This window comes from Paenibacillus sp. MMO-58, from assembly GCF_037146255.1.
Lineage (GTDB): Bacteria > Bacillota > Bacilli > Paenibacillales > Paenibacillaceae > Pristimantibacillus.
On sequence record NZ_JBBCVY010000002.1, the window covers coordinates 679,041 to 705,095 of the forward strand.

Annotated in this window: 26 protein-coding genes and 1 other annotated feature; of the genes, 3 read left to right on the forward strand and 23 right to left on the reverse strand. The window is 50.8% G+C overall.

Features of this window, described 5'->3' with window-relative positions:
- Nucleotides 1–180: 180 nt before the first annotated feature.
- Nucleotides 181–1,335, forward strand: coding sequence for an aminotransferase A (locus WFJ73_RS08845; protein ID WP_336772675.1), 1,155 nt, complete (start codon nt 181–183; stop codon nt 1,333–1,335).
- Nucleotides 1,336–1,390: 55 nt separating this feature from the next.
- On the opposite strand, the gene WFJ73_RS08850 is transcribed toward WFJ73_RS08845, so the two are convergent.
- The 4 genes from WFJ73_RS08850 to lspA all read right to left on the reverse strand — a co-directional run bounded on the left by WFJ73_RS08850 (nt 1,391) and on the right by lspA (nt 4,982).
- Entirely contained in the window at nt 1,391–2,509 is a 1,119-nt protein-coding gene (locus WFJ73_RS08850; protein ID WP_336772676.1) for an N-acetyldiaminopimelate deacetylase, read from the reverse strand.
- Between the two features lie 106 nt (nt 2,510–2,615).
- The gene (gene dapD / locus WFJ73_RS08855) at nt 2,616–3,326 is read right to left on the reverse strand and encodes a 2,3,4,5-tetrahydropyridine-2,6-dicarboxylate N-acetyltransferase (protein ID WP_336772677.1); all 711 of its coding nucleotides are present in this window, start codon (nt 3,324–3,326) and stop codon (nt 2,616–2,618) included.
- 206 nt (nt 3,327–3,532) lie between these two features.
- The gene (locus WFJ73_RS08860; protein ID WP_336772678.1) at nt 3,533–4,480 is read right to left on the reverse strand and encodes an RluA family pseudouridine synthase; all 948 of its coding nucleotides are present in this window, start codon (nt 4,478–4,480) and stop codon (nt 3,533–3,535) included.
- Nucleotides 4,461–4,982: a signal peptidase II gene (lspA, locus tag WFJ73_RS08865; protein ID WP_336772679.1), complete on the reverse strand. Its 522-nt coding sequence runs from the start codon at nt 4,980–4,982 to the stop codon at nt 4,461–4,463. Before lspA ends, WFJ73_RS08860 begins: the two co-directional genes overlap by 20 nt.
- A 168-nt stretch (nt 4,983–5,150) precedes the next feature.
- Here lspA and WFJ73_RS08870 point away from each other — a divergent pair, with 168 nt between their 5' ends.
- Nucleotides 5,151–5,855, forward strand: a complete 705-nt coding sequence (locus WFJ73_RS08870) for a TraR/DksA C4-type zinc finger protein (protein ID WP_336772680.1) — start codon at nt 5,151–5,153, stop codon at nt 5,853–5,855.
- 38 nt (nt 5,856–5,893) lie between these two features.
- Here the strand turns inward: WFJ73_RS08870 and WFJ73_RS08875 are convergent, their stop codons facing one another.
- The 12 genes from WFJ73_RS08875 to spoIIGA form a co-directional block, all read right to left on the reverse strand.
- Nucleotides 5,894–6,190: a DUF5665 domain-containing protein gene (locus WFJ73_RS08875; RefSeq protein WP_190276227.1), complete on the reverse strand. Its 297-nt coding sequence runs from the start codon at nt 6,188–6,190 to the stop codon at nt 5,894–5,896.
- A gap of 192 nt (nt 6,191–6,382) precedes the next feature.
- Nucleotides 6,383–9,472, reverse strand: coding sequence for an isoleucine--tRNA ligase (gene ileS / locus WFJ73_RS08880; protein WP_336773089.1), 3,090 nt, complete (start codon nt 9,470–9,472; stop codon nt 6,383–6,385).
- 41 nt (nt 9,473–9,513) lie between these two features.
- Nucleotides 9,514–9,791, reverse strand: a binding site (T-box leader).
- 66 nt (nt 9,792–9,857) lie between these two features.
- Nucleotides 9,858–10,406, reverse strand: a complete 549-nt coding sequence (locus tag WFJ73_RS08885; protein ID WP_336772681.1) for a DivIVA domain-containing protein — start codon at nt 10,404–10,406, stop codon at nt 9,858–9,860.
- Nucleotides 10,407–10,505: 99 nt separating this feature from the next.
- Nucleotides 10,506–11,279, reverse strand: coding sequence for a YlmH family RNA-binding protein (locus WFJ73_RS08890; RefSeq protein WP_336772682.1), 774 nt, complete (start codon nt 11,277–11,279; stop codon nt 10,506–10,508).
- 14 nt (nt 11,280–11,293) lie between these two features.
- Nucleotides 11,294–11,545 carry a YggT family protein gene (locus WFJ73_RS08895; protein ID WP_041614427.1) on the reverse strand — a complete coding sequence of 84 codons (252 nt, stop codon included), beginning with the start codon at nt 11,543–11,545 and terminating at the stop codon, nt 11,294–11,296.
- A 28-nt stretch (nt 11,546–11,573) separates the two neighbouring features.
- Nucleotides 11,574–12,038 (reverse strand): cell division protein SepF, encoded by a 465-nt coding sequence (locus WFJ73_RS08900; RefSeq protein ID WP_336772683.1) that lies wholly within the window; start codon nt 12,036–12,038, stop codon nt 11,574–11,576.
- Between the two features lie 2 nt (nt 12,039–12,040).
- Nucleotides 12,041–12,769: a YggS family pyridoxal phosphate-dependent enzyme gene (locus WFJ73_RS08905; RefSeq protein ID WP_336772684.1), complete on the reverse strand. Its 729-nt coding sequence runs from the start codon at nt 12,767–12,769 to the stop codon at nt 12,041–12,043.
- Between the two features lie 4 nt (nt 12,770–12,773).
- Entirely contained in the window at nt 12,774–13,628 is an 855-nt protein-coding gene (pgeF, locus tag WFJ73_RS08910) for a peptidoglycan editing factor PgeF (RefSeq protein WP_336772685.1), read from the reverse strand.
- A gap of 33 nt (nt 13,629–13,661) precedes the next feature.
- The gene (locus WFJ73_RS08915; RefSeq protein ID WP_336772686.1) at nt 13,662–13,940 is read right to left on the reverse strand and encodes a YlmC/YmxH family sporulation protein; all 279 of its coding nucleotides are present in this window, start codon (nt 13,938–13,940) and stop codon (nt 13,662–13,664) included.
- A gap of 183 nt (nt 13,941–14,123) precedes the next feature.
- Nucleotides 14,124–14,906 carry an RNA polymerase sporulation sigma factor SigG gene (gene sigG, locus WFJ73_RS08920; protein ID WP_015845451.1) on the reverse strand — a complete coding sequence of 261 codons (783 nt, stop codon included), beginning with the start codon at nt 14,904–14,906 and terminating at the stop codon, nt 14,124–14,126.
- Between the two features lie 105 nt (nt 14,907–15,011).
- Nucleotides 15,012–15,734, reverse strand: a complete 723-nt coding sequence (gene sigE / locus WFJ73_RS08925; RefSeq protein ID WP_015845452.1) for an RNA polymerase sporulation sigma factor SigE — start codon at nt 15,732–15,734, stop codon at nt 15,012–15,014.
- A gap of 50 nt (nt 15,735–15,784) precedes the next feature.
- Nucleotides 15,785–16,708, reverse strand: coding sequence for a sigma-E processing peptidase SpoIIGA (spoIIGA, locus tag WFJ73_RS08930; RefSeq protein ID WP_336772687.1), 924 nt, complete (start codon nt 16,706–16,708; stop codon nt 15,785–15,787).
- A 425-nt stretch (nt 16,709–17,133) separates the two neighbouring features.
- On the opposite strand from spoIIGA, the gene WFJ73_RS08935 reads away from it, so the two are divergent.
- Nucleotides 17,134–17,463 (forward strand): hypothetical protein, encoded by a 330-nt coding sequence (locus tag WFJ73_RS08935; RefSeq protein ID WP_336772688.1) that lies wholly within the window; start codon nt 17,134–17,136, stop codon nt 17,461–17,463.
- A 76-nt stretch (nt 17,464–17,539) separates the two neighbouring features.
- Here the strand turns inward: WFJ73_RS08935 and ftsZ are convergent, their stop codons facing one another.
- The 7 genes from ftsZ to murD form a co-directional block, all read right to left on the reverse strand.
- The gene (gene ftsZ, locus WFJ73_RS08940; RefSeq protein WP_336772689.1) at nt 17,540–18,676 is read right to left on the reverse strand and encodes a cell division protein FtsZ; all 1,137 of its coding nucleotides are present in this window, start codon (nt 18,674–18,676) and stop codon (nt 17,540–17,542) included.
- Nucleotides 18,677–18,693: 17 nt separating this feature from the next.
- Nucleotides 18,694–19,941 (reverse strand): cell division protein FtsA, encoded by a 1,248-nt coding sequence (gene ftsA, locus WFJ73_RS08945; RefSeq protein ID WP_336772690.1) that lies wholly within the window; start codon nt 19,939–19,941, stop codon nt 18,694–18,696.
- Between the two features lie 227 nt (nt 19,942–20,168).
- On the reverse strand, nt 20,169–20,939 hold the full coding sequence (locus tag WFJ73_RS08950) for a cell division protein FtsQ/DivIB (protein WP_336772691.1): 771 nt from the start codon (nt 20,937–20,939) through the stop codon (nt 20,169–20,171).
- A 90-nt stretch (nt 20,940–21,029) separates the two neighbouring features.
- The gene (murA, locus tag WFJ73_RS08955; protein WP_336772692.1) at nt 21,030–22,298 is read right to left on the reverse strand and encodes a UDP-N-acetylglucosamine 1-carboxyvinyltransferase; all 1,269 of its coding nucleotides are present in this window, start codon (nt 22,296–22,298) and stop codon (nt 21,030–21,032) included.
- Nucleotides 22,299–22,313: 15 nt separating this feature from the next.
- The gene (gene murB, locus WFJ73_RS08960; protein WP_336772693.1) at nt 22,314–23,219 is read right to left on the reverse strand and encodes a UDP-N-acetylmuramate dehydrogenase; all 906 of its coding nucleotides are present in this window, start codon (nt 23,217–23,219) and stop codon (nt 22,314–22,316) included.
- A 259-nt stretch (nt 23,220–23,478) separates the two neighbouring features.
- A complete protein-coding gene (gene spoVE, locus WFJ73_RS08965; protein WP_336772694.1) occupies nt 23,479–24,576 on the reverse strand; it encodes a stage V sporulation protein E in 1,098 nt (365 codons plus the stop codon).
- Nucleotides 24,577–24,623: 47 nt separating this feature from the next.
- Entirely contained in the window at nt 24,624–26,045 is a 1,422-nt protein-coding gene (gene murD, locus WFJ73_RS08970) for a UDP-N-acetylmuramoyl-L-alanine--D-glutamate ligase (RefSeq protein WP_336772695.1), read from the reverse strand.
- Between the last annotated feature and the right edge of the window lie 10 nt (nt 26,046–26,055).

Consider the following 26,055-nt stretch of genomic DNA (forward strand, 5'->3'; position numbering starts at 1 on the left):
TAGGGATAAAAGGAATAAAGAATGTGCTTGCACCTTATCATCCGCTCGTTCGTTCGTTTTATTACTGGGACATTTTATGATTCATGATATGTGCTCCCTATCCCTCTCGAAGTGCCCAGCCCTTTATGTTAAGATGAGTACCATCCATAACTTACATAGACGGGAAAGGTGAAAGCAAGCATGGAACGTTTAATTAGAGCGGATGTCCGCGGTATCGAAGTTTCCGGCATCCGGAAAATGGCGAACAAGGTTAGTCAGTACGAAGGAGTACTGTCCCTTACAATCGGGCAGCCGGACTTCCCGACACCCAAGCATATTCTCGAAGCAGCCAAGCATGCGATCGACAACGGGGAAACGGTATATACCCCTAATGCAGGGACACTGCAATTGCGAAAAGCAGCAGCGAATTTTATGCAGCGCAAATACGGGCTGACTTATGATCCTTCCGAAGAGGTTATCGTTACGGTCGGCGCGAGCGAAGCGATTGACGTTGCGTTCCGGACGATATTGGAGGAAGGCAACGAGGTACTGCTGCCAGGTCCAATCTATCCGGGCTATGAACCGATTATCCGCATGTGCGGCGCTAAACCTGTGCATGTCGATACAACCGGCAACGGATTCAAATTAACGGCAGAATTGATCAAGGCTCATTTGACGGAGCGTACGCGCTGCATCGTGCTGGCCTCGCCTTCGAATCCGACAGGCTGCACGCTATCGCTGGACGAGCTTAAAGAGATTGCCGCCCTGGTGCGGGAGCGCGAGCTGTTCGTCTTGTCCGATGAGATTTACAGCGAGCTCGTATTCGACGGGACCCATTCTTCCATAGCGGCACTTCCGGGCTTGCGCGATAAGACAATCGTTATCAACGGATTGTCCAAATCGCATTCCATGACCGGATGGCGCGTTGGACTGCTGTTCGCGCCGGCTTATTTGGCAAAGCACATTGTAAAGGTACATCAATACAACGTAACCTGCGCAAGCTCGGTCAGCCAAGCCGCAGCGGTAGAAGCCTTAACCGTCGGCATCGATGACGCTCTGCCGATGAGGGACGAATACGCACGTCGCCGCGATTATGCTTACGAACGTCTGGTAGCGGCAGGATTCGATGTCGTGAAGCCAAACGGAGCTTTCTACATCTTCCCTTCAGTTGAGAAGTTTGGGCTTGACTCCACGACCTTCGCGCACCGCCTGCTCGAAGAGAAACGGGTTGCGGTTGTGCCTGGTGCCGCGTTTGCTCCTTACGGCGACAATTACATTCGTATTTCGTACGCTTGCTCCATGGAAGTACTTCAAGAAGCCATGGACCGCATTCATTCCTTTGCAGAAGGTCTTTAATCGGCCCGCTTTACAAAAAAGCTGCCTTGCGTCCATGCGCAAAGCAGCTTTTTATTTAAGATGAACGATGCCGCAAATAATTCGATACAACCTCGATCGCAACTCCGATCGCGTCCTCCTGCGGTTCCAGCTTGGCATGATGCAGGCCAAACGGCGTATCTACGCCAAGCCAGAACATTAGGCCCGGAATATCTTGAAGGAAATACCCGAAATCCTCTCCGGTCATTGCTTCGGTGCATTCGATGAGCTGTACGCCGTCAAAAGCACGAACCCAATCCATAAAACGCTCGGCTTCTTGTTCATTATTATAAACCTGATAATAATTCGAGCCGTAGTCAAGCTCGGTCTGGCAGCCAAAGCTGACTTTAAGCCCGTCCAGCAGAGACTCGATCCGAGCTTTTACATCGCTCATAGATTTGGCGCTCAAGGTTCTGATCGTACCCTCGAGGCGTACCCGTTCCGCGATAATGTTCTGCTTCGTGCCGCCTTCGATCTTGCCCAACGTCACAACAACCGAGTCGAGCGGATCCACGTTGCGCGAGACAATCGACTGCAGCTGCATGATAAGGCTCGCTCCAGCAACGATCATATCGTTGGCACGGTGCGGATACGCCGCGTGGCCGCCTTTGCCGATGATATCGATAAACAGTTCCGACGTATTAGCGAATAAAATACCCGGACGCGTAGCGATGGTGCCTACCGGGTATTCCGGAGCGATGTGCAGCGCCATCATGAAATCCGGCTTCCACTCTTTGAATTCTTCGCTTTGCAGCATCGGCAAAGCCCCGCCCGGTCCCTCTTCCGCAGGTTGAAACACGAATAAAACATCGTCATTGATCGGCTGCTCTACGATTGCCGTCAACACCCCAAGACCAATGGCCATATGCAGATCATGCCCGCAAGCATGCATATAACCCGGGTGCGTGGAACGGAACTCGTATCCCGTATCTTCTTCAATAGGCAGTCCGTCCATATCTGCCCGGTAACCTAAACAACGCTCGCCGACCAGGCCTTTTACCCGAACCAAGATGCCGGTACGCCAGGTTCGCACTTCCAGCCTTTCTTGCGGCAATCCGTCTATATACTCGAGCAACATGGCTTGCGTCTTAAACTCTTGAAAGCCCGGCTCGGGAATCAGGTGAAACTTCCGCCTTAGCTCCACAAACTTGCTCATTTCGATCAACCCCCTCCTGCAGCATGCAAGGGCCAACACAATTGTCCGTCAGCCTCGCCTAACAAGGAAACACGCGCCACATAGATGGCGCGCGCTGCAAATCTTATTATTTCAAATCGCGAAGGCCTTCAACGATAATCGTCTTGGACTTCGTTTTCTCGTCAACCATCTTGATGATGCGAGCAGGGACGCCCGCAACAACCGCATTTTCAGGCACGTCTTCGATAACAATGGCACCAGCTGCGATAACGGCGCCTTTGCCAACGCGAACGCCTTCAAGCACAACCGCGTTAGCGCCGATGACAACGTCGTCTTCGATAACAACCGGCAGAGCGGATGGCGGCTCGATAACGCCAGCCAATACTGCGCCTGCGCCAACATGACACATTTTGCCGACTTGCACGCGTCCGCCAAGCGTTGCGTTCATGTCGATCATTGTTCCTTCACCGATCGAGCAGCCGATGTTAATCGTAGCGCCCATCATGATAACCGCATTGTTGCCGATTTCGACTTTGTCGCGAATAACCGCGCCTGGCTCGATGCGGGCGTTAATGCCTTTAAGATCGAGCATCGGAATCGCGGAGTTGCGACGATCGTTCTCAACTTCGTAATATTCGATATTAGCTTTCTCGTTTTCCAGCAACGCCTGAACTTCCGCCCAATCGCCGAACAACACGCCGCCGTCACCGAAATCGAATACTTTAACCTCAGCGTTAGCCGAAGCAATTTTGCCTTTGAAGTATACCTTCACCGGCGTAACTTTCTTGCCGTTCTTGATGTAATTGATAACTTCCATTGTTTGTTCCATGTTTTGCATAGCTTTTCGTCTCTCCTTCATCACCAGCAACTGTTCATTAAAACAAGCCTCTTTTTCCCGAACATTGTAGCACATGCCTTTGAACAGAGTCCATGTTTTTGATGGCTATTTATTGTGAAGCATCGTTTCTTAGAATAGCTTACTTTCCGCAATCAAATAATGAATAATTTGCTGAAAAGTTTGCATTTTTCGCATGTCCCTGCTTATTAACGAAGGCGCAGAGAATTAATCACATGCTCCATGTCGGCAGGAATCGGCGCTTCGAACTCCAGAAATTCTCCGGTCCGCGGATGCTTGAAGCCGAGAACCGCCGCATGCAGCGCTTGTCCTTTGAGTGCCACCGTCTTGTTGCGGCCGTACATCGGGTCTCCCGCAAGCGGATAACCGATATATTTCATATGGACGCGAATCTGATGCGTGCGTCCTGTCTCCAGCTGCAGCTCTACAATCGTGTAGTCGTCAGCAATACGCTCGAGCACTACGAAATGGGTGACGGCATGCTTGCTGTTGCGGTCGGTGACCGTAAACAGCTTCCGATCGTTCTGGTCGCGGCCGATCGGGGCATCAATCGTGCCTTGGTCATGCGGCAAATTGCCGTGTACAAGCGCAATGTATTTGCGCGAGACGGAATGATCCTTTAACTGCTCGGCTAAGGAAACGTGAGCGAGATCATTTTTGGCCGCCATCAAGAGTCCGGATGTGTCTTTGTCGATACGATGCACGATGCCTGGGCGAAGCACGCCGTTAATGCCTGACAGATCTTTGCAATGATGCATCAAGGCGTTTACGACCGTTCCGGAGGAATGTCCCGGTGCCGGATGGACAACCATGCCTCTTGGTTTGTTAATGACGATAACGTCAGCATCCTCGTACACGATATCCAGAGGAATATCTTCGGCTAAGATTGCCGCATCCTCCGGCTCCGGCACGCGAATGGCCACTTGATCGCCGGAAGACAGCTTGTAGTTCGGTTTTACGGTATTCTGGTTGACAAGTACAGCACCCGATTTGATCCATTCCTGCACTTGCGTGCGCGAGATGGAGTCCTCGTTAAGGCTGTCCGTTACGAATTTATCGATTCGTTCTCCTGCCTGCTCCGGGGCTGCTTCAAATTCCAACAATTCTTCGTTTTCATTAAACAGGTTGCTGCTCATGCTCGTTTTGGTCCTTATCCTCTCTGTTGCCGATTCGTTTCGAATCTTCCTTCGAATTCAGCAAGGTATCAATTAAAATGCATGCTACGCCTACGCAAATAGCGGAATCCGCTATGTTAAAGATCGGGAACGTATAGCTGCCGAAATTAAACATCAGAAAATCAACCACTTCTCCTGCGATCGCACGGTCAAGGAAGTTGCCGATCGCTCCGCCCAGCACGAGGCCAAGCCCGGTCAAAAGCCATACTTTGCCTGATTTTCTGGAGGCCTGGATATACCAGATAATTGCACTGACAATAAGAACAGTGATGATGATGAAAAACACCCGCTGTTCCTGCAAAATGCTGAATGCCGCGCCGCGGTTCCGATACGAGGTAATAAGAAAGAAATTGCCGATCACGCTGATTTGCTCACCGATTTCAAGCTGAGCCGCAATGATTTTTTTGGTGATCAAGTCCAGCAAAAATGCTGCTATCGCGATCCAGTAATAATAAAAACGCATCGTATCCCTCCTAGTTTGTACCAAACTACTGTATTGTAGCATAATGGCCCGCATCTGAGCCAGTAGTCCCCTTTCCAAAGAAGTCCTTTATAAAAAAAGCCGGTTTGCGAAAACTATAGCTTAGATATGTAACGTCTTACCTATCTCATCTAAGGAAGGTGCAACCCGATGCCGAATGCAACACAGCTTGCACAGCTTCGAAGCCGGCTTGAAGCGGAGAAACGGGAAATCGAGGAACGTCAATCCCACAACGAACATAACGGACTCGCCTCTTCGCTGCGTGATAATACCGGCGAGCTCTCCCCAATAGATAATCATCCGGCGGATCTTGGGACCGAACTTTTCGAACGCTCCAAGGATCTGGCTTTACTCGAAAACGAGGATCTTCACTTGACTCGTATTTCCCAAGCGCTTGAAGCTATGGATAACGGGACTTACGGTCAATGCCGTGCCTGCGGCAAGCCGATTCCCGACGAGCGCCTGGAAGCTCTTCCCGATTCCCTGTACTGCGTGGAACATGCGCCGCGGCAGGAGACTTCCCACCGCCAGCCTGCGGAAGAGGATTTCCTCGCCCCTCCTTTCGGAAGATCCAGCCGCGATGACGATGATTACAACGGCTTTGACGGCGAAGACGCCTGGCAAATTGTTGAGCAATGGGGAACTTCGGAATCTCCGGCTTTCTCGGAGAACAACAATGTCGACGATTATGACCACATCGGGATCGAAGCGGACGAGAACGACGGGTTTGTTGAATCCTACGAAAGCTTTGTCGCGACGGATATTACAGGCAACCATGTTTCCGTTATTCGCAACCGGCATTACAAGCAATATATGGATCATGAAGAAGGCGATCACGAACTAGAGCAGGAATGACAAAAAGGCGGAAGGTGCGATGCACCTCCCGCCTTTTTTCAATAAATTTTGCCCTCCAGCTGGATTTGTACGACGCGTACGATATCTGCTATGTAATCGCCGATGATTGGCAGATTAAGCGCACCGATAATCCGCAGCACATACAGAATGGTAGCTGCAAAGAACGTAAATCCAATCGCGATTCCGACGCCTCGTGAGAGGCCGCCAAGCAAATTGCGCCACATAAGCCGGAGCGGATGATTGAGCAAATCCACGTAATCCGCGATTTGAGTCCGTTCCATGTCGGTAGCGATTTTGCTTAATCGCATGTCCAGTCTGCTTAATGTATGTTCCATCGTTCCGTCGTCATTCTTATCCTTGCGGTCTTTCTCCAGGTCGTTATCCAGTTTTACTCGGACCATGCAGCGTCCCCCTTTGCATTATCCATCCGCTTCCGGGAAGAAAAAAACGAGGCCTTGCCATGAAGGCTCTCGTTTTTTTGTGGCCATGCTCCTTATACTATATCCCGATCCCTGGCGTCTATATGCCTAAACGCGGACAAGAATACCGATTTCCTTCTCTCCAAGCTGCACGCGTTCCATACCGTCTGCTTTTTCATAAGAAACGCTGTTCAACAGGACATTCTCATTGAGCACGTTGCTGAACGTCTCGAGTGCGGCTTGCAGCCCGGCATCTACGTCGAGAACAAGATCGATGCGTTTCTCGATCGGCAGATCAAGCTTTTTGCGCGTATCCTGAACGGCACGGATCACTTCGCGAACCCAGCCTTCCTGCTCCAGCTCAGGCGTAATATCCGTGTTAAGCGCAACGGTCAGGCCGTTAGCGGAAGCCGATGCAAAGCCCGATTTCGCTTGCTTCTCTACGAGCAGCTCTTCCGTAGTCACCGTAATCGCTTCGCCTTCCGCCGACGTGAATACCAGGCTGCCGGAAGTGACTGCTTCGCGCGTCGCCTCGGGTGCCAGACCTTTCAGGTAGCCTTGGATTGGTCCAACATGCTTGCCGTATTTTTTGCCTGCGACTTTGAGGTTCAGCTTAAGGCTGAAATCTACAAAACCGCTGTCGCTATTTTGAACCACAATGGATTTCACATTGATCTCGTCCTTAATGATGTCCTCATATTCCGTTACCGCAAAATCACGGTCAAGCGATACGATCAGCTCGGACAATGGCTGACGAGTCTTGATCCCCGTCTCGTTGCGCACGTTGCGGGCAAGCTCTACGATTTGCTTCGCGCTATCCATATCGCGCTCCAGCGTCTCGTCGATCGCCGATTCGTCCGCAACCGGGTAGTCTGCCAAGTGAACGCTGGACTCGCCGCCCAGATTGCCGTATACGTCTTCCGCGAGCAGCGGAGCGTAAGGAGCAATGACACGGGAAAGCGTCAGCAGGACATGGCGCAGAGTCTGGTAAGCTGTCACTTTGTCTTCCGTCAGGCCGCTGCCCCAGAAACGGTCGCGCGAACGGCGGATGTACCAGTTGCTCAGCTCATCGACAAAAACTTCGATAGCTTTTGCAGGGTTCAGGAAGTCGTTCACTTCAAGCCCTTTCACTACCGTCTTGATCAAGCTGTTCAGGCGGGATACGATCCAGCGGTCAAGCTTGCTTGCGGAAGGCCGTTCTTCGTGATCAGCCGGGTTAAAGCCGTCGATGGATGCATACAGCGCATAGAAGGCGTGAGTATTTACGATCGTATCGATTACTTTCGATTTCGCTTCGCCTACGATGCCGCGCGAGAAACGTTTGCTGTTCCATGGCGCGCTGTCCGCAAGAAGCGCCCAACGGAAGGCATCCGTGCCGTACTCGTTGATGATTTCCCAAGGGTCGATAACGTTGCCTTTGGATTTGGACATCTTTTGCCCGTTCTCATCCAGAATATGGCCAGTCGAGATTACGGCCTTGTAAGGAGCTTTGCCGTTGTACAGCGTCGATACCGCCAGCAAGCTGAAGAACCAGCCGCGCGTCTGGTCGATGCCTTCGCAGATCATGTCCGCCGGATATTGCTCAGCGAATTCTTCCGCATTCTCGAAAGGATGATGTTGCTGCGCGAATGGCATCGAGCCGCTGTCAAACCATACGTCGATAACCTCCGATGTACGGGTCATGACTGCGCCTTCCTGGAATGGCGATTTCAGCTTGATTGCGTCCACGTAAGGCTTGTGAAGCTCGATATCCTCCGGAACGAATTCTACGGCGCGCTCGCGCAGGTCGGCAATGCTGCTTGGTGCATATTCTTTGCCCGTTGCTTCGCATACCCAAACATTAAGGGGTGTTCCCCAGTAACGGTTACGGCTGATATTCCAGTCCACCAGATCCTCCAGGAACTTGCCGAAGCGGCCTTCGCGGATATGGCCAGGATACCAGTCAACCGTGCTATTGTTAGCGATCAATTGCTCTTTCACCTTTGTTGTTTCGATGAACCAGCTTTCCGTCGCGTAGTACAGAAGCGGCGATTTGCAACGCCAGCAGAACGGATAGCTATGCTCGTAACGCTCTTTGGAGAAGAGCAAGCCGCGTTCGCTGAGCATTTTGACAATGTCGACATCGCAGTCTTTTACGAAACGGCCGGCAAGATCGGTTACTTCGTCAATATAGCGGCCCGCGTTGTTCACGACGCTCAGCATGCTGATGCCGTTCTGACGGGAAACTTTATAGTCATCCTCACCGTGGGCAGGCGCGATATGAACGATACCCGTACCGCTCGTGTCGCTGACGAAATCGCCGGGGATTACAACGTGACCATGCTCGATAGGCACATAGCGGAACGGAGGCTCATAGGAAAGGCCTACCAGCTCGGAGCCCTTAACCGTCGAAAGCGTCTCGTAACCTTCTTTAAGCACGCTCTCCGCCAGGTTTTGAGCAACGATGTAGACTTCGCCGTCCTTGGAGGCGCGGATGTAATCCAGCTCCGGATTTACCGCTAATGCCACGTTAGCCGGCAGCGTCCAAGGCGTTGTCGTCCACGCGAGAATGGATTCGCCGTTCGCGAGCTTGAATTTTACCGTTGCGGAAAGATCCTTCACGTCTTCGTAGCCTTGCGCAACCTCATGCGAGCTGAGCGTAGTCTGGCAGCATGGGCAATACGGGCTTACGCGGTGACCGCGATAGAGCAGCCCTTTGCTGTGGATCGTCGAGAGGATATGCCATACGCTCTCGATGTACTCGTTCTTAAGCGTGATATACGGGTTATCAAGATCCGTCCAATACGCGATAGCTTCCGTAAGCTCGCGCCATTGCTTCTCGTAGACAAATACGCTGTCTTTGCATTTCTTGATGAATTCCTCAACGCCGTATTTTTCGATCTCTTGCTTACCGGAGATGCCGAGTTGCTTCTCTACGCCAAGCTCTACCGGAAGACCATGCGTATCCCAGCCTGCTTTACGGACTACGCGGTAGCCGGACATGGTTTTGTAACGGCCGATAAAGTCCTTGATTACACGGCCCAATACGTGACCGATATGAGGCGCGCCGTTTGCGGTCGGAGGACCTTCATAAAATACATAGTTTGGCTTGCCGGCGCGGTTCTCGATGGATTGTTTGAACGTATCGTTCTCTGCCCATTGCTTCAGTACGCGCAATTCGCGGGCTCTTGCTTTTTCTTTGACGTCTACACGTTGCATCATAATTACCTCCTGAAAATAAATAAAAGCCCCGTCCCTGTAAAAGGGACGAGGCTGCGCTCGCGTTACCACCCTTGTTCCGCAAACCAGCAGCTAAAAATCAACCGGATGCGGCACCTTGGCGCGAATTGCGTAAATTCGCGGTCCCTGTAACGGGGGACAAGTCGTCAGTCCTTAATAACGGATCCGACAGGATCACATGTTCAGCACTGCTTCTCGGAGATGATTTTCCGAATCGGTTCGAACGCCGTTTCTCAGCAATCAACGGCTCTCTGGTGAACGAACTTGGAATCGTACTCGTTCTCGTCAATGAAGTTCCAATCAACTATCATGCAATTAATTCTATTTATAGCTTATCGCAGTGCGGTTGTCAAATGACAAATGCCTATCCGCGCTGAAATTGCTCCGCCGATAAATGGGTTACGGAAGACGAAGCATGCGAAGATTGCGAGGAATGGGAAAGTTGCGGAGCCGACGAATCCAGCGAATCCCAGCCGTCTTGGCTAAGCAGCTCAAGCTGTGCTTCAATTAAAGTACGGAAGCGTGCGCGATAAATCGATGCCTGCTTCTTAAGCTCTTCCACTTCAAGCGATACTTTGCGGGATTTGGCCAGCGACTCGTTAATAATACGGTCGGCATTTTTCTCCGACTCCTTGATAATGAGCTGGGCTTCCTTCTTCGCGTTGTTTCTTACTTCATCAGCCGCTTCTTGCGCAACGATAATCGTCTTGCTGAGCGTCTCTTCAATATTCGAGAAATGATTCAGTCTTTCTTGAAGACCAAGAATCTGATTCTGCAGCTCTTTGTTCTCACGAATAATGGATTCATAATCTTTGATAACCTGGTCAAGGAATTCGTTGACCTCATCCTCGTCATACCCGCGTAATCTTCGTCCAAATTCCTTGTTATGTATGTCCAATGGCGTCAACGGCATTGGCGCACCTCCTCAACGTATTTGCCGCAATCGCGGATGTACTCGGAATAATCGTTGTGAATTTGGATTCGACAGTTGTTTCCAAAATCCTGCAACGGATTAAATAAATTTACCTACCTTGACGCGAATTCTTCCCTTTTTTGTCATGCCATCAACTTCCATAACCTTAAATCTGCCTAGCCCTTTAAAGGAGACGACATCTCCCATTTTCAGCTGCTCGGACGGATTCTCGGCTGTCTTCCAGTTCACTCTGCATCTGCCTGCGCGGATCGGATCTAAGATCTTCGTCCGGCTGATCCTGTAGACGTCACTAGCGATTCCATCCAGCCGCATCGACGCGACCGTGAAGGACATTTCTTGAAGGGCAGGTACAACGGGCTTAAGCTCAGAGATGGGAATTATTTCCGTAAGTACGCTCGCACGATGCACTTGTCTTAAGTGTACATTTAAGTAATCGGCAATTTCGTCCAAAACAATTATATGCGAATAGTCCTCATGAACATGAATATCTCCAATTCGATCACGTTTGACGCCGAGTCCGAGCAATGCGCCCAGGTAATCGCCGTGATCAAGCTCACTACCTCCGCCGGTTACGGCGAGAACGGACAAACCAATTGGTTCATCGTCCAAGTAGCGGTATTCCGGGCCAATAATCGCTCTGCAGCGTTCAGCTTCGGGATACCCTCCGGCAAGTCTAAGCTTGACATCCGGATTCCGGTTCGCCAGCATCTGCAGGATCTGAGCCTGCCTCGGATCTAAAAAATCGGTCCGCTTCAGCTCATGCAGCTGCGCGGACCGTTCAACCCACTCCAACGCCCGGTCGACAAATGGCTTCTCATCCGGATGGAAATGTTCGTATACTGTTGGCTTCATTAGCTGTCCTTCCTCTAGAACATGTTCACAATGAAATCGACAACCGCGTAGAGGCCGTAAGCGATAAAGCGCAATGCAAAAATGGCAATAATCGGCGAAATATCAAGCATACCGCCGATCGGTGGAATGAATCTGCGGAAAATTCCGAGATACGGTTCTACCAGCCGGCCCAGAAATACACCGATAAAGCTTTCACGCGCATTTGGCAGCCAGGACAACAATACGTAGCCGATAATCATAAAGCTGTAAATGTTCTGGATGTTCATAATCAAAGAATAAACACTCAACTCAAGGTCACCTCATCTTATTGTAATCAATATCCTCTGCCAGCATTTCGGTAATGGCGCCTTGAATTTCTACAGAATCCGGTGTGCACAGGAAGATGTTTGGCCCAAGCTTCGAAATGTGGCCGTTAAGCGCATAGACCGTGCCGCTTAAAAAATCAACAATCCGTACAGCCAAATCCGTACGCACACGCTGCAGATTCACGATAACCGCCCGGCGCGAACGCAGATGGTCGGCAATATCCTGCGCTTCATCGTAAGAACGCGGTTCGCTTAAGACGACGCGTACGCTCTTTTGCGTATGAATGCTCACGATATTGTTGTTATTGCCGCCTTTGGAGTTTCTACGTGCTTCGAACGGAGAAGTTTCAACTTCCTGTTCTTCCGGTTGCTGCTGCGCTACTCTTTCGCGCTCGATTACTTCTTCTTCTTCCTGAAGACCAAGAAAGTTCATAAATCGGTTCATGACACTCATCGTTATCCCTCTTTTCCTACTAGTATCGTTCCTAAGCGGATCCAGGTTGCGCCTTCCTCTATCGCTACCTCGAAATCACCCGACATGCCCATGGACAATTCCGTCATCGATTCCGGGAGGATTGCACGCTCGTTCATCTCGTCTCTTAGCTTGCGCAAAGAGCGAAATATAGGTCTTGTCTCTTCTGCTTCCGTCTCGTAAGGTGCCATCGTCATAAGGCCGATAATGCGCAGCGATGATAATTCCTTAAGCTCTTCAAGAAATGCCGGCAGTTGTTCCGGGTCAAGACCATGCTTGGATTGTTCGCCCGATACGTTAACCTGAACAAAACAAGGAACGGTGAGACCAAGCTGGGAAGCCCGTTTGTCAATCGCCTGCGCCAAAGACAGACGATCCAGCGAATGTATGTATGTAAATTTGCCTATGACGTCTTTCACTTTGTTCGTCTGCAGCGATCCGATGAAATGCCAGACTGCTTGTCCGCCGTCTTCACCCATTGCACTGCCGCTTATGGCTTCCCATTTTTCTTTAGCATCCTGCCAGCGGTTCTCGCCAAGATGCCGGAGACCAAGTTGATGAGCAGCCTGCGCCGTTTCAAGCGACACGTATTTCGTTACCGCAATAATATTTAGTTCCTCGCGGCTGCGGCCGCTTAGCTCGCAGGCTGCAACAACCCGGCGCTCCACTTCTTCGATTCTTACCTGCAATGCTTCTTTGATTGTAGTCGTCATTCGTTCACCTTTCCCGGATACCGATCCAGCTGGCCATACGGCCCGTTTTGCCGCCTTCCTTCCGGTGGGAGAAAAATTGATCCGTGCTGCATCCCGTGCACCACTCGGATAATTCGATATGAATCGGCAAAATTCCTGCTTCAAGCATAATATGTCGGTTAATTTGTTTTAAGTTTACCATAGCTTTACCGTTTTCCACCAATGTCATCATCAGATCAGGGCTCGAATTCAGCTTCTTCGCAAGCCTATCTACAACCGGCTGAAGCTTATCAATGACAAAACCGTCCACCTCGTAGCAGCAGTCGCTGATCGACGGACCAATAGCGCACAGCAGTTCTTCGGGCTTCGTTCCGTACTGCTGTCCCATTGCTTCGATCGTCTTGGCCGCAATTTGCTGAACCGTCCCTTTCCAGCCTGCATGAGCCAATGCTACTGCCTGATGATTCGGATCGTAGAAATAAAGCGGTACGCAATCGGCGTAAAAGGACGCCAGCAGCACGCCCGGGATATCCGTCATAAGACCGTCCGTATCGGGAATTGCCGAATCGCGCGATAATCTGCCTTTCCCCCGCTCGGTTGCGGTCACCTGGAAAACGTCGCAGCCATGCACCTGCTCCCCGCAAGTCCATGCTTCAAAAGGCCAGCCGATCGCTTCCGCAATAAGCTGACGGTTGCGCACAACGTCTTCATCCGAATCTCCCACGTGCAGGCCAACGTTCAGCGACGACCATGGCCGCTCGCTTACGCCGCCGTTCCTGCCGGTAAATCCGGCGGTCAACCGGTCATTTTGCTCCAACCAAGTTGACAATAAAAAAAGCGAAGGTCCCTTCGCCGTAAGTACAGATTTAAACGATTCCATACGGGCACTCACCTCTGTAAGCAGTTTAACCTGTTATGTGCGCGCGTGCAAATCTTCGTCTTCCAACTTCTTGCTGGAATCATCCAGCCGAACGAGCACAACGTCTGCCCCGATCTTCACGATATTGCGCCAGGGGATAACAACCTCCGTCCCTCCGTTGCCGAACATGCCCAGGAATCTTGTGAATTGGGGAATAACAATAGCATCGATGCGCCCTTGGCGGAGATCCAGCTCCAGATCGCTGATCTGTCCAAGCTTCTTGCCGTCCACGATATTGATGACATCCTTGGTTTGGAAATCCGATATCTTCATATGCTCATCACCACTTTTCTTAAATATAAGAACGTCGGTGCAGTCGTTTACGCTTGATATTGACAGGGATAAACATCCTCACTTATCTATATGTACAAAACGCCCAAAATGTCCTGTTCCCGCAAAAAAACAAGTTAGGCTCGTCTTTTTGCGCACATAAAAAACGGCGCCTTGCGGCGCCGCTCAAGTTTTTACATGCTTTTGCATTTGTTGGATGGCCGATTTCTCGAGCCTGGATACCTGTGCCTGTGAAATGCCGATTTCGTCGGCTACTTCCATTTGCGTCTTTCCTTCAAAGAAACGCATGGATAAAATCATTTTTTCGCGGTCATTCAGCTTATGCATCGCTTCTCGAAGCGCAATTTCCTCGATCCACGATACATCCTTGTTCTTGTCGTCGCTGATCTGGTCCATCACATAGATCGGGTCTCCGCCATCATGATAGATCGGCTCAAATAAGGAGACGGGATCTTGGATCGCGTCAAGAGCGAATACGACATCTTCTTTCGGTACGTTCAGCGCTTCGGAAATTTCAAAAATCGTTGGTTCACGCGAATTTTGATTCGTCAGGCTGTCTCGAACCTGCAGCGCTTTATAGGCAATATCCCTTAGGCTCCGCGATACGCGGATCGGATTATTGTCACGCAAGTAACGGCGAATTTCACCGATAATCATCGGCACGGCATAGGTGGAAAACTTAACGTTTTGGCTAAGGTCGAAATTATCGATCGCCTTCATAAGTCCAATGCAGCCGACCTGGAATAAGTCGTCCACAAATTCTCCCCTGTTATTAAACCGTTGAATCACACTTAGAACCAGCCTTAAATTGCCGTTAACTAATTTCTCTCTGGCTGCCCATTCGTTTTGGGTTTGTAGTGCGGTAAACAACTCCCGCATTTCGGCATTGGTCAGGACAGGCAGTTTCGCGGTATCCACTCCACAGATCTCGACTTTATTTCGGGTCAACGTGATTACCTCCCAAGGAGAAACATTAATGTACATTATCTCCCTGGACCCCTATTTTATTCTTCCGAAATAGGGGTATCTGTTGCCCCGAAAATGGGTATAACATTACACCATTTTGTTAAATTCCTTGCGAAGCCGTTTAATAATCCGCTTTTCCAGGCGCGAAATATAGGACTGGGAAATCCCGAGAAGATCGGCTACATCCTTCTGGGTTTTTTCCTCGCCGTCTGCAAGCCCGAAGCGCAGCTCCATAATTATCCGCTCCCGCTCCGACAGCTTATCAAGCGCTTTATGAAGCAATTTACGGTCAACCTGCTCCTCGATATTCCGGTAGATCGTATCGTTCTCCGTGCCAAGTACGTCAGACAGCAGAAGCTCGTTGCCATCCCAGTCGATATTAAGCGGCTCGTCAAAAGATACCTCTGTCCGCGTCTTGCTGTTGCGGCGCAGATACATCAGAATTTCATTCTCGATACAACGGGATGCGTAGGTAGCGAGCTTGATTTTTTTCTCAGGATCAAACGTATTTACGGCCTTGATGAGACCGATAGCCCCTATGGACACCAAGTCTTCGATATGAATGCCGGTATTTTCGAACTTTCGCGCAATGTACACAACAAGTCGCAGGTTGCGCTCAATCAGCATCGCGCGGATCGCCGTATCGCCGGATGGAAGCTTATCGAGCAAGTATTCTTCTTCTTCGCGGGTAAGGGGCGGAGGTAGCGCCTCGCTGCCGCCGATATAATAGATTTCTTCGCTTTTTAATCCGAATAAAAACAAAACACGATAATAATATAACTGCAGGACTAATTTCCATTTGACGAGCATCCGGCCCATCCCTCCCCAAAATGATGTAAACGTTCGTCTTCTTAATCCAATCATTGGCTGCTCTGAACGAGTGACGGATGGATAATCGCTTGGTAAGCGCTGTCCGCCGAAAGCTTGCCGCCGTCAATGCCGACAAGTACCTTCCGAGAGACGAACACTTGCCCTTCCCGCTCAATCTGAACAAAATCCGGCTTTAGTGCCAGCATAAATTGCGATCCGCGATTGATTCCTCTGTAGGGTACAAGTCGCAGGCGGTCCTGCCAGGCAAAAGATTCCTCTCCAAGGCCGGCAACTAGCCGATCTACCTGCGATTCACGAATGCTTTTCAGCCATGATTCCGGCAGATCATCTTGCCATACGTTTGCTTCCACAACCATAACCGGCGTCCGTGTCAGCGGATCGTACAGCTGGTTGCCCGTGTCGATCAATCCGGTGCAAGTATGCTCCCGGTTGCCGATTTGAATCTTCACTTCGGCCAAATGGGTCCTCACCAGCTCCCTCTCGCGCCGCTGAACATAAACCGAGCGGTATATGTAAATGCCGATACTAAACGCAGCGAGCACATAAATAAAGCCCATCTTCAGCTCGACCTGCATACCGCCATTTATAAAGGTGATCGTACGCCATACTTCGCCTGAACCCTGCATCAGCAAGTAATGAATACCGATTATCGCCCCGGCCGCAACAAAATTCACGGTGTAGAAAGCTGCAATGTTCCGGAAGAAGTTCTGGATGGAGAAGAAGCCGAACGCAACCCATAACATGAGGAGAGAAATCAGTATTTTTACCGCTAACGTAAAAAGAAACGATAAGGGCGGAAACAACATAAGAACAACGTAACAAGCACCAATGCTGGCTGCAGTCAGCACCCGCCAAGGACGTGCCCGGATATGACGCACCCAAGCGGTCGTCAGCAGAATGCTGCCGTCAACAAGCAGCTCCCGCACAAACATGACATCGACATAAACAGTCACAGCTTCACCTTCCAGCGGGTTCGAACGACAGAACGTTTGCCCTCCCCTCTGGAGAGAACGATTGAACCTAGTATATAAAAATCCTATTTCAAAGTCTGTCTAAACATGACGGCATGACATAGCTTTTTTTGTCGAGGCTCTATTGCAAGTTTATAGGGCTAATGGGTTGTTGCGATACCGGGAATATGGTAATCATTATCCATATAATCCCTATGGCTGTGAAGCACACGCCGCGTCTTCAGGATTGATTTCGCTCCTGGGACGTGGCTTTTTTTATTTCAATTTGACGGGGAGCGTGACCGGATTTGTCGTATGAGGAAGTTTTTAATAGTTGGTATGACGATCATCTTAAGAGACGGCGGCGAAAATAAAAGAAGACTGAGTAAAGGATTAACTCATGAGAGCAAGCTGTTTCTTCAAAAGGTATGGTGGCCAGCGACGGCTGGCAAGTCCTGCGCTTCTCTTACGACGACGTGAAAGACAAGCCGCGTATGTGTATCCAGATGCCGCAGCAGTTTATAGGAGCCCGTATGGGACTTGTTAAGGTAGATGAGGTAAGCGTGGATAAGATTCTAGAAGCAAAGATCCTGAAGTATGCCCGGCAGCTCGGCAGGCCTGTAAGGCCGATTGATGTGGAAAGATATCCGCAAATCGGGGAAAAGCGCACAAAGGCCATTTTGCTTCGAATGCTAGCAAATCAAAAACTATCAAACACCCTCGGATTTTTAGATCGGTTACTTTGGCAACTTTCCTAGCGACAACTAGGCGTGTTAACGCCCCCCACGCACACAAACAAAAACGCCTGACCGGAGGCCGGTCAGGCGTTAAAGATTAGCGGTCGTTGCGACGGTTGCGCAGGAACGCAGGGATTTCGAGCTGATCGCTCGAAGTCGATGCGCCAAACGGCTTCACCGGGGCAGCTTGCTGCTGCTGCGGGGACGACGCGGAGTGCGTCGCCTGGCGTGCTTCCGGCTCGGCTTGTGGCTGCGCCACGCGGCGCAATGCCGCGGACGGTTTGCTTTCGAAGCCTGTCGCAATAACCGTAACCTTGATTTCGTCCTTCAATTCTTCGTCGATGATTGCACCAAAGATCATGTTTACTTCCGGATCGGAAGCGGAAATAACGATCTCTGCTGCTTCATTGACTTCATACAGGGACAGGTTGCTGCCGCCTGTGATGTTCATGATAACGCCGCGAGCGCCATCGATGGACGTCTCAAGCAGCGGGCTCATGATCGCCTTTTTCGCCGCTTCCGCAGCACGGTTCTCTCCTGTTGCGATACCGATACCCATCAGCGCCGAACCGCGCTCCGTCATAATCGTCTTTACGTCCGCAAAGTCGAGGTTGATTAGACCAGGTACCTGGATCAAGTCGGAGATACCTTGCACGGCTTGACGAAGCACGTTGTCCGCCTCACGGAACGCTTCCAGCATCGGAGTCTTCTTGTCCACAATCTCAAGCAAACGGTCATTCGGAATAACGATCAACGTATCTACTTTTTCCTTCAACGCTTCGATGCCAAGCTCCGCTTGCGCGGCACGTTTACGGCCTTCGAAGGTGAACGGACGTGTTACTACGCCAACTGTCAGCGCGCCGCATTCACGCGCAATCTCGGCGATAACCGGAGCTGCACCCGTACCCGTACCGCCGCCCATGCCGGCAGTAACGAACACCATATCCGAGCCTTTCAATTGCTGCATAACAAGCTCTCTCGACTCTTCAGCCGCTTTCTTGCCAACTTCCGGATTTGCCCCGGCGCCAAGACCGCGAGTCAGCTTATCGCCGATTTGCAGCTTATGCTCGGACTTTGCCAGATGCAAAGCTTGCGCATCCGTATTAACTGTGATGAAATCGACGCCTTTAACGCCGTTTTCGATCATTCGGTTAACCGCGTTGCTGCCGCCGCCGCCAACACCAATTACTTTTATTTGAGCGAGTTGCTCCAGATCCAAATCGAATTCCAACATCTTTCATTTTCCCCCGATCAAATAAATTCGCTAAACATATTTTTCAACCGTTCGAACATACCGGGTTTGGATGAAGCGGTGGTACCCGACTTGCGGCTTGCCGTTTTCTTCCCTGTACTTGCTGCTGCTCCTCGTACTCCCATATATTTCGACACGTATTGGATCATTCCTACCCCGCTGCTGTATGCAGGGTCGCGTACACCGATATAATCCGGCGATGCGATACGAACAGATGACTCCAGCTCCGCTTGCGCAAGTGCCAGTGTACCCGGCATCGTAACAGAACCTCCAGTCAGTACGTATCCGTTCACTTTTTCCCCATAACCTAGCTTGGCCACTTCTTGACGCACAAGATGGAAAATCTCCTGCATGCGCGGCTCGATAATGCTGGCCAGATCAACCTGGGAAAACTCTTTTTCCATATTGCTTCCCATGCGAGTCACTTTAAACCTTACATCGTCAGCTGCATCGTTAACAAAAGCACAGCCGTACTTGAGCTTGATCTTCTCTGCTTGATCCGACTGCGTACGAAGTCCGTAAGCGATATCGTTCGTGACGTATTCGCCGCCGATTGGCAGCGTCGAGATAGCGACAAGGCTGCCCTGCTCATACACCGTAACGGTAGTAGAACCTGCGCCGATATCCGTCAGCACGGTTCCAATCGTTTTCTCGTCTTTTGTTAGCGACATGACGCCAGAAGCAAGCGACATCAGGATTACACCAGAAATCCGTAGTCCGGCCTTCTCTACGCAGCGCATCAAGTTATGTATAGCCGTTTTTGCACCTGTTATTATGGTCGCTTCAACCTCTAGCCGTACGCCGATCATTCCGCGTGGGTCTGATATTCCTTCCAAGCCGTCAACCAAAAATTGCTTCGGTACAAGATTAATAATTTCTCTTTCAGGAGGAAGCGCGACCACCTTGGCCGCTTGAACTACGCGTTCGATATCTTCCTCTCCTATTTCACGGTCCTCATTGGATACTGCAACAACGCCACGATTCGTCTGTAGTGCTATGTGATTCCCTTGAATCCCAACATAGACGTCTGATATTTGAATGCCAACCATTCTTTCCGCATGCTCGATTGCACTGCGAATCGACTGCACGGTTTGGTCAATATCTACAATAGCTCCCTTGCGAATACCCTCCGAGTCGGCAGATCCAACTCCAATAATATTAATGGCTCCGTTGTTCACTTCACCAATAATAGCACGAACTTTGGATGTACCGATGTCCAAACTGACGATGATGTCGTTACTGCTCAACCCGCGGCACCTCCCGTTTTAACTGATAAAATACACACAAGATAGGGTTATAAACATTCGTCCTTCTACATATTCAACGCCTTTGATATATTCCCTCTTTTTTCAACAAAATTTTCATTTCCCTAATGTTACGGCTGTGAGCTCTTATGTTATGAATCCTTATGAACGCTTGATAGTCCTATGAAAATACATTAAATCTGTGTATAAAATTCTACCATTCTTTCTACCTATTGAGTAGTCTCTTTTTGATCAGATTCCATATTTTCTGAAGCATTACTATTAAACGGAACATAAGTGTCCGCGAGCAACATCGTAATCTTTCCCGGCTCCTGCGTTTCGATAACCGCATTAAGCGCTTCGATTTTCTCCGGCAGCAAGGATACCGCCGTGACGACTTCAAACTTAGTCCTGGTGTAGATCTTAATCCGATCCGGATAAGCCTTCGACGGATCCGGAATAATCTCGGACAAGTCAGACAGCTGCTTTTCCGAGATTTTGCCCAGCTGCTTCGTCAATTCCGCCCGGTTCGGATCATCAGGCTTCCAACCGGATAGAACGGGCTTGTCCATCAGAAATTCGTCGCTTAATGCCGAAACGTTGGTTCCGTTCGACATAATGGCGGTCATTTCGCCGCTTGCCGACAAAGCAAACGCGACAACGGGAAATTCTTTTACCGTAATTTTGACATTGCCGGGGAAGGACTTGGAGACGCTAGCCTCCTCTATCGGCTTTAATGCTTTGACGATACGCTTCTCCGAATTGGATTCCGATACGCCAAAATAAGCGTCCCCTGGCGTAATGCCTGCTGCTTTTTGAATATCGCTTTTGGAAGTATATTGCGCGCCTTCTATTGTTATCGTCGTAATCTTGCTGATTGATGAGTTGAAAAATAATACAGATAAGAGAATAACAAACAATAAAAAAAGAACGGCCAGCAGTTTGCGGCTGCCCTTTCTTTTTCGCTCCGGCTCTTTTAATACAGGCACTAGCTCGCTCATAACTTGTCCCTTCCTTCTAAAAAAACATCCGGTCCTCCTTAGTGGCAGGGCCGGTCGTTTCTATCCAGCTGCGATTTGAGTCATCCCCGGTTAATTCTTCGGCACGGGAGAGTAACGAGAAATGCGCGCGCCGAGTCTGCCTAGCATCGTTTCAATGCAATCATAACCGCGGTCGATATGATGGATTTGCTCGACAATCGTCTTGCCTTGCGCGGCTAAGCCGGCTATGACAAGCGCCGCGCCCGCCCTAAGGTCGGTTGCTTCCACCGTTGCACCGTACAGACGCGGTACGCCGCGAATAAACGCCGAGTTCAGATCCACGCGGATATCGGCGCCCATGCGGGATAATTCATCCACATGCTTCAGACGTCCCTCGAAGATCGTTTCCTTCAAAATGCTGACTCCGTCCGCAAGCGCAAGCAGCACCATCACCTGCGACTGAAGATCGGTCGGGAAGGCAGGATAAGGAGCCGTCACGACTCTTTCCACTGCTCTTGGCCGCACTGGGCAGCCCACCTTGATTATATCACCGTCAACCAAGATTTGAACACCTGCCCGGCGAAGCACGTGAATAAGCGAGGATAAATGCGCCGGATTCGTGTTTAATAAAGTGACCTGCCCTCGGGTTGCTGCTGCGGCTACCATAATGGTGCCGGCTACAATACGGTCCGGAATGACTGTATACGTGCAAGGCGTTAGCGACTGTACCCCTTCGATCGTAATCGTGTCCGTTCCGGCACCCATTATTTTCGCACCCATTGCGTTCAGAAACTTCTGCAAATCCTGAATCTCCGGCTCGCGTGCTGCGTTGCTGATCGTTGTCCGACCCTCGGCAAGCACGGCTGCCATCATAATGTTCTCCGTTGCCCCGACGCTTGGGAAGGCCAGATGGATATCAGCCCCGTGCAGCTTATCCGCACGGCAGATAATCCGATTGCCGATCTCCTCAATTTCTGCGCCAAGGGCTTGAAGTCCTTCCAAATGTAGATCGATCTTTCTCTCGCCGATTGCGCAGCCGCCAGGCTGATACACCTGCGTTTCACCAAATCTAGCTAATAAAGGCCCCATCAAAAAGATAGACGAGCGCATCTGTCCCATTAACGATTCCGGCACATGCGAGGTGTGTGCAGTTTCTGTGTTCAGAACGACTGTATCTCCCACATGCTCAGCGCGGCATCCTAGTTCGCGCAAAATGTTAAGCATTACGTCGATATCAAGCAGCCTAGGCACATGTTCAATGGTTGATGTGCCTTCCGCTAGCATACAGGCTGCCAATATTGGCAAAGCGGCATTTTTCGCTCCTTGGATAACAATGGATCCTGAGAGAGGTTTCCCGCCTTCAATCACCAATTTGTCCAATGTATCACCTCCGAATTACCGCTCACCCACCACCAATACTTCCGGTACCAGCTGAACGCCGTAGCGGTCTGCAATCGTACCTTGAATGTGAGTCATGAGGGTGAGAACATCTTCAGCTGTCGCTTGCCCTCTGTTTACTATGAAATTGGCGTGAAGCTCCGAAACTTCCGCTCCCCCGAATCGAACGCCCTTTAAGCCTGCCTCCTGAATGAGTCTAGCGGCAAAATCATTGGGCGGATTGCGGAACACGCTGCCTGCGCATGCGAGCTGCAGCGGCTGCGTGCGTAACCGCCGTTCTTGATAAGCAGCGAGTGTTGCCGAAATTTCATTGCGGTCTCCTTCTGCAAGCTCGAACGTAGCTTCTACAACAACGCCCTTCAATTCATGAAGGATAGAGTGGCGGTAAGAGAATTGCATCGCCTCTCGGTCGAATCGTACCAATTCACCTGTCTCCAGCACAATCTCAGCTGATCTAAAAATACGTGACACATCGGAACCATGTGCGCCTGCGTTCATATAGACAGCTCCGCCTACCGTACCCGGAATTCCCCCCGCGAATTCCAGCCCGGTAAGTCCTTCCCTGCCTGACATTCTTGATAATTTTACGAACGAAAACGATGCACCCGCATGAACGAGCGTTCCTTCAAAGCGCACATAATCCAGCCCGTCGCGCGTCTTGATCACAACGCCGCGAATTCCTTTATCGCTCACCAGCATATTGGAGCCGCGGCCCAGATTGGTCCACGGTACGCCATGCTTATGAAGCAGGCGGATGGCCGACACGAGCTGATCTTTGCTGTGTGGGATAAACAGAACGTCAGCGGGTCCGCCGATTTTCCAAGTGGTATGTTTTGCAAGCGGCTCATTGTACAGGATCTGACCGAGACCTGCTTGTTCCAATTCCGCAATAAATGTTTCCATGTTGTCGAACCTCCTTATAGCTTCTTGTTGAGAGAATCAGGCTCCGCTTGCGGCTGCCGGCAGCTGGCGCTGCCCGCCGCAGCGTTGTGACTAACGGCCCGAGCAGGGCGACGGTCACGATTTATAGAGTATCTTATGCCCTCTCCATCTCGAATGTGACAATCGCCCATGCTCACCCGTAAACACAAAAATGGACGTCAGGAGGCCGCCTCGAAAGGCGGCGCCATGCCGGCCATTTACGCCAATATGTATTCCCTCGTTATCTGGAATATCGGGATATATTGAGCAAAATGCCAAGAGCGGTAAGCAGCAGTGTCAATGATGATCCGCCGTAACTGATCAGCGGCAGCGTAATCCCGGTTACCGGCATTGCGCCGATAACGACACCGATATTGATTAACACCTGAACGCCTATGATCCCGGTAATCCCTACCGCGAGAAGACTGCCGAAAGTGTCGGGAGCCGATATCGCAGTCCGGACTCCTCTCCAGACTAAGACCATAAACAAAATAATAAGAGCGGATCCGCCTATAAAGCCAAGTTCCTCGGAAATAATGGAAAATATAAAATCCGTCTGCGGCTCCGGCAAATAGCTGAACTTCTGACGGCTCATGCCAAGCCCAAGCCCTACCAGGCCGCCCGGTCCTATCGCGTATAGGGATTGAATGATTTGATAGCCTGTACCTAGCGGGTCCGCCCACGGGTCAAGGAAGCCCGTAATCCTCTTCATCCTATAAGGTTCGGCAATAACCAGCGCTATAAGTCCAAGCAGCCCACTTGAACCAAGCAAGGCCAGATGGCTGATCCTTGCGCCCGCCGCGAAAATCAGAATCAGCGCGGCTCCAACCATAACCGCGCCGGACCCCAGATCCGGCTGCAGCATGATAAGGCCGAAGGCTAGTCCAACCAAGCCAAGAGGCGGCAGCAAGCCTTTCGTGAAATGAGTAATGGTCTGCTGCTTGTCTGACAGCCATTTGGCCAGGAACAGAATCATCGCAAGCTTCATAAACTCGGAAGGCTGTATGCCAAACGAGCTAATGCCAAGCCAGCTTCGGGCACCGCCGCGGACAACGCCGATTCCGGGGATTAGTACGATAATTAGCAGGACGAAGCAAATCAGCAGCGCCGCCTTCGCCCAGTTTTTCCATATAAGATAATTCGCGTTCATCGTAAATATTAACGCACCAACGCCAAGGACGGCAAATATAAGTTGGCGCTTCACATAATAGAATTTATCGCCGAATTCGTGGAAAGCGAGCACCGCGCTCGCGCTGTATACCATTACTAATCCAATCGTCAGGATAAGCGCAATTGATACGATCATCCAAACGTCCGGGGCGGACCTGGCTTTAGCCATAGCAAACACACCTCTTGTTTAGCGTAAAGTAGGGACAAGCCCCCTACTTACAAGGTATGCGCCGATTCTTTAAAAATGCGTCCCCGTTCCTCAAAGGATGCAAACATATCCCAACTCGCGCAGGCCGGCGACAACAAAACGATATCTCCAGGCTCCGCCAGTCCGGCTGCCTCCCGTACGGCCCTCCGCAAAGTAGACTCGGCGTCCTCCTCAGGTTCGACCAATCGCACATTCGTTAAACCTGCAAGCTCCGCTACCTTCGCCAGCTTCTCTCTTGTTTGACCCAGCGTTACCAATCCCTTCAGCCGGTCACGGAATACCGGAACAAGCTCCATGTAATCGGAGCCGCGGTCAAGTCCGCCGGCGATAAGAATAATAGGAGCGTTCAAAGAGCCGACTGACATCGTAGTTGCCATGGGATTTGTAGCCTTGGAATCATTATAATAATTGACGCCGTTGAATTCGCCTGCATACTCAAGCCTGTGCTCTACGCCTCTAAAGCCTTGCAAGGCTGGCAGCATCGCTTCAGGAGCGACTCCCGCTGCCAAGCAGGCAGCAATCGCCGCAAGCGCGTTTCCGGCGTTATGGCGGCCCGGAAGCCCAAGCGCCGATACCGGCAGAATCGCCTGCTCCGTCCCGTCTTCTTTACGCCATACAATCATATGCTCTTTATCCGAATCTTTCCCGCGTTCAAACGGAGGTTCAATGCAGATTCCTTGATCGAGCCGCACGTAAAGCGAGAAAGGCAGCAGCTTTGCGGCCAGTTGGTCAGCAATCGCTCTGCAGGTGGCATCGTCCCAGTTCAGAACGGCAACATCGTCCGCCGTCTGATTATCGAACAGCTTCGCCTTCGATGCGACGTAATCCTCCATCCCGCCATGATAGTCCAGATGCGTCTCGGCAACGTTGAGCAAAAGAGCAATATGCGGACGGAATGCCGAGGTCCCTTTCAACTGGAAGCTGCTGAGTTCTGCCACGATCCAGTTATCTTTCGTCGCTTCGGCTGCCGCTTCGCAGAGCGGTATGCCGATATTGCCCGCCACGATTGGATTTAAGCCCGCTTCGCCAAGCAGCTTGCCGATCCAGGTCGTAGTTGTTGTTTTACCGTTCGAACCGGTAATTCCGATGATCGGAGCCGCCGACAGCCAATAAGCGACCTCCACCTCCGTTACAATCTCTACGCCATGAGCTTCTGCCTGTTGGACAGGACTTGCCGTATACGGGATTCCCGGATTTTTCACCAGCAATGCCGTTTCGCTTGTTACAAGATCGTCCGGGTGATAACCGCATAGCACAGAAATGCCCAAAGCAGTTAATTCATCCGCTTCGGGGCATAGTTCGCGTTCTTTTTTATCGTTCACAATTACTTCTGCTCCAAGAGCATGGAACACTTTTGCTACGCTCACGCCGCTTCTGGCAAGACCTAATACAACGACGCGGCGATCCCGATAAGTCGCCGGATGTTTCATAAGTACAACT

Coding starts and splice junctions, on each gene's coding strand:
- WFJ73_RS08845 (WP_336772675.1), top strand. CDS start 181: ATGGAACGTTTAATTAGAGCGGATGTCCGCGGTATCGAAGTTTCCGGC.
- WFJ73_RS08850 (WP_336772676.1), bottom strand. CDS start 2,509: ATGAGCAAGTTTGTGGAGCTAAGGCGGAAGTTTCACCTGATTCCCGAG.
- dapD (WP_336772677.1), bottom strand. CDS start 3,326: ATGCAAAACATGGAACAAACAATGGAAGTTATCAATTACATCAAGAAC.
- WFJ73_RS08860 (WP_336772678.1), bottom strand. CDS start 4,480: ATGAGCAGCAACCTGTTTAATGAAAACGAAGAATTGTTGGAATTTGAA.
- lspA (WP_336772679.1), bottom strand. CDS start 4,982: ATGCGTTTTTATTATTACTGGATCGCGATAGCAGCATTTTTGCTGGAC.
- WFJ73_RS08870 (WP_336772680.1), top strand. CDS start 5,151: ATGCCGAATGCAACACAGCTTGCACAGCTTCGAAGCCGGCTTGAAGCG.
- WFJ73_RS08875 (WP_190276227.1), bottom strand. CDS start 6,190: ATGGAACATACATTAAGCAGACTGGACATGCGATTAAGCAAAATCGCT.
- ileS (WP_336773089.1), bottom strand. CDS start 9,472: ATGCAACGTGTAGACGTCAAAGAAAAAGCAAGAGCCCGCGAATTGCGC.
- WFJ73_RS08885 (WP_336772681.1), bottom strand. CDS start 10,406: ATGCCGTTGACGCCATTGGACATACATAACAAGGAATTTGGACGAAGA.
- WFJ73_RS08890 (WP_336772682.1), bottom strand. CDS start 11,279: ATGAAGCCAACAGTATACGAACATTTCCATCCGGATGAGAAGCCATTT.
- WFJ73_RS08895 (WP_041614427.1), bottom strand. CDS start 11,545: ATGAACATCCAGAACATTTACAGCTTTATGATTATCGGCTACGTATTG.
- WFJ73_RS08900 (WP_336772683.1), bottom strand. CDS start 12,038: ATGAGTGTCATGAACCGATTTATGAACTTTCTTGGTCTTCAGGAAGAA.
- WFJ73_RS08905 (WP_336772684.1), bottom strand. CDS start 12,769: ATGACGACTACAATCAAAGAAGCATTGCAGGTAAGAATCGAAGAAGTG.
- pgeF (WP_336772685.1), bottom strand. CDS start 13,628: ATGGAATCGTTTAAATCTGTACTTACGGCGAAGGGACCTTCGCTTTTT.
- WFJ73_RS08915 (WP_336772686.1), bottom strand. CDS start 13,940: ATGAAGATATCGGATTTCCAAACCAAGGATGTCATCAATATCGTGGAC.
- sigE (WP_015845452.1), bottom strand. CDS start 15,734: ATGCTCGTCAAATGGAAATTAGTCCTGCAGTTATATTATTATCGTGTT.
- WFJ73_RS08935 (WP_336772688.1), top strand. CDS start 17,134: ATGGTGGCCAGCGACGGCTGGCAAGTCCTGCGCTTCTCTTACGACGAC.
- ftsZ (WP_336772689.1), bottom strand. CDS start 18,676: ATGTTGGAATTCGATTTGGATCTGGAGCAACTCGCTCAAATAAAAGTA.
- WFJ73_RS08950 (WP_336772691.1), bottom strand. CDS start 20,939: ATGAGCGAGCTAGTGCCTGTATTAAAAGAGCCGGAGCGAAAAAGAAAG.
- murB (WP_336772693.1), bottom strand. CDS start 23,219: ATGGAAACATTTATTGCGGAATTGGAACAAGCAGGTCTCGGTCAGATC.
- spoVE (WP_336772694.1), bottom strand. CDS start 24,576: ATGGCTAAAGCCAGGTCCGCCCCGGACGTTTGGATGATCGTATCAATT.
- murD (WP_336772695.1), bottom strand. CDS start 26,045: ATGAAACATCCGGCGACTTATCGGGATCGCCGCGTCGTTGTATTAGGT.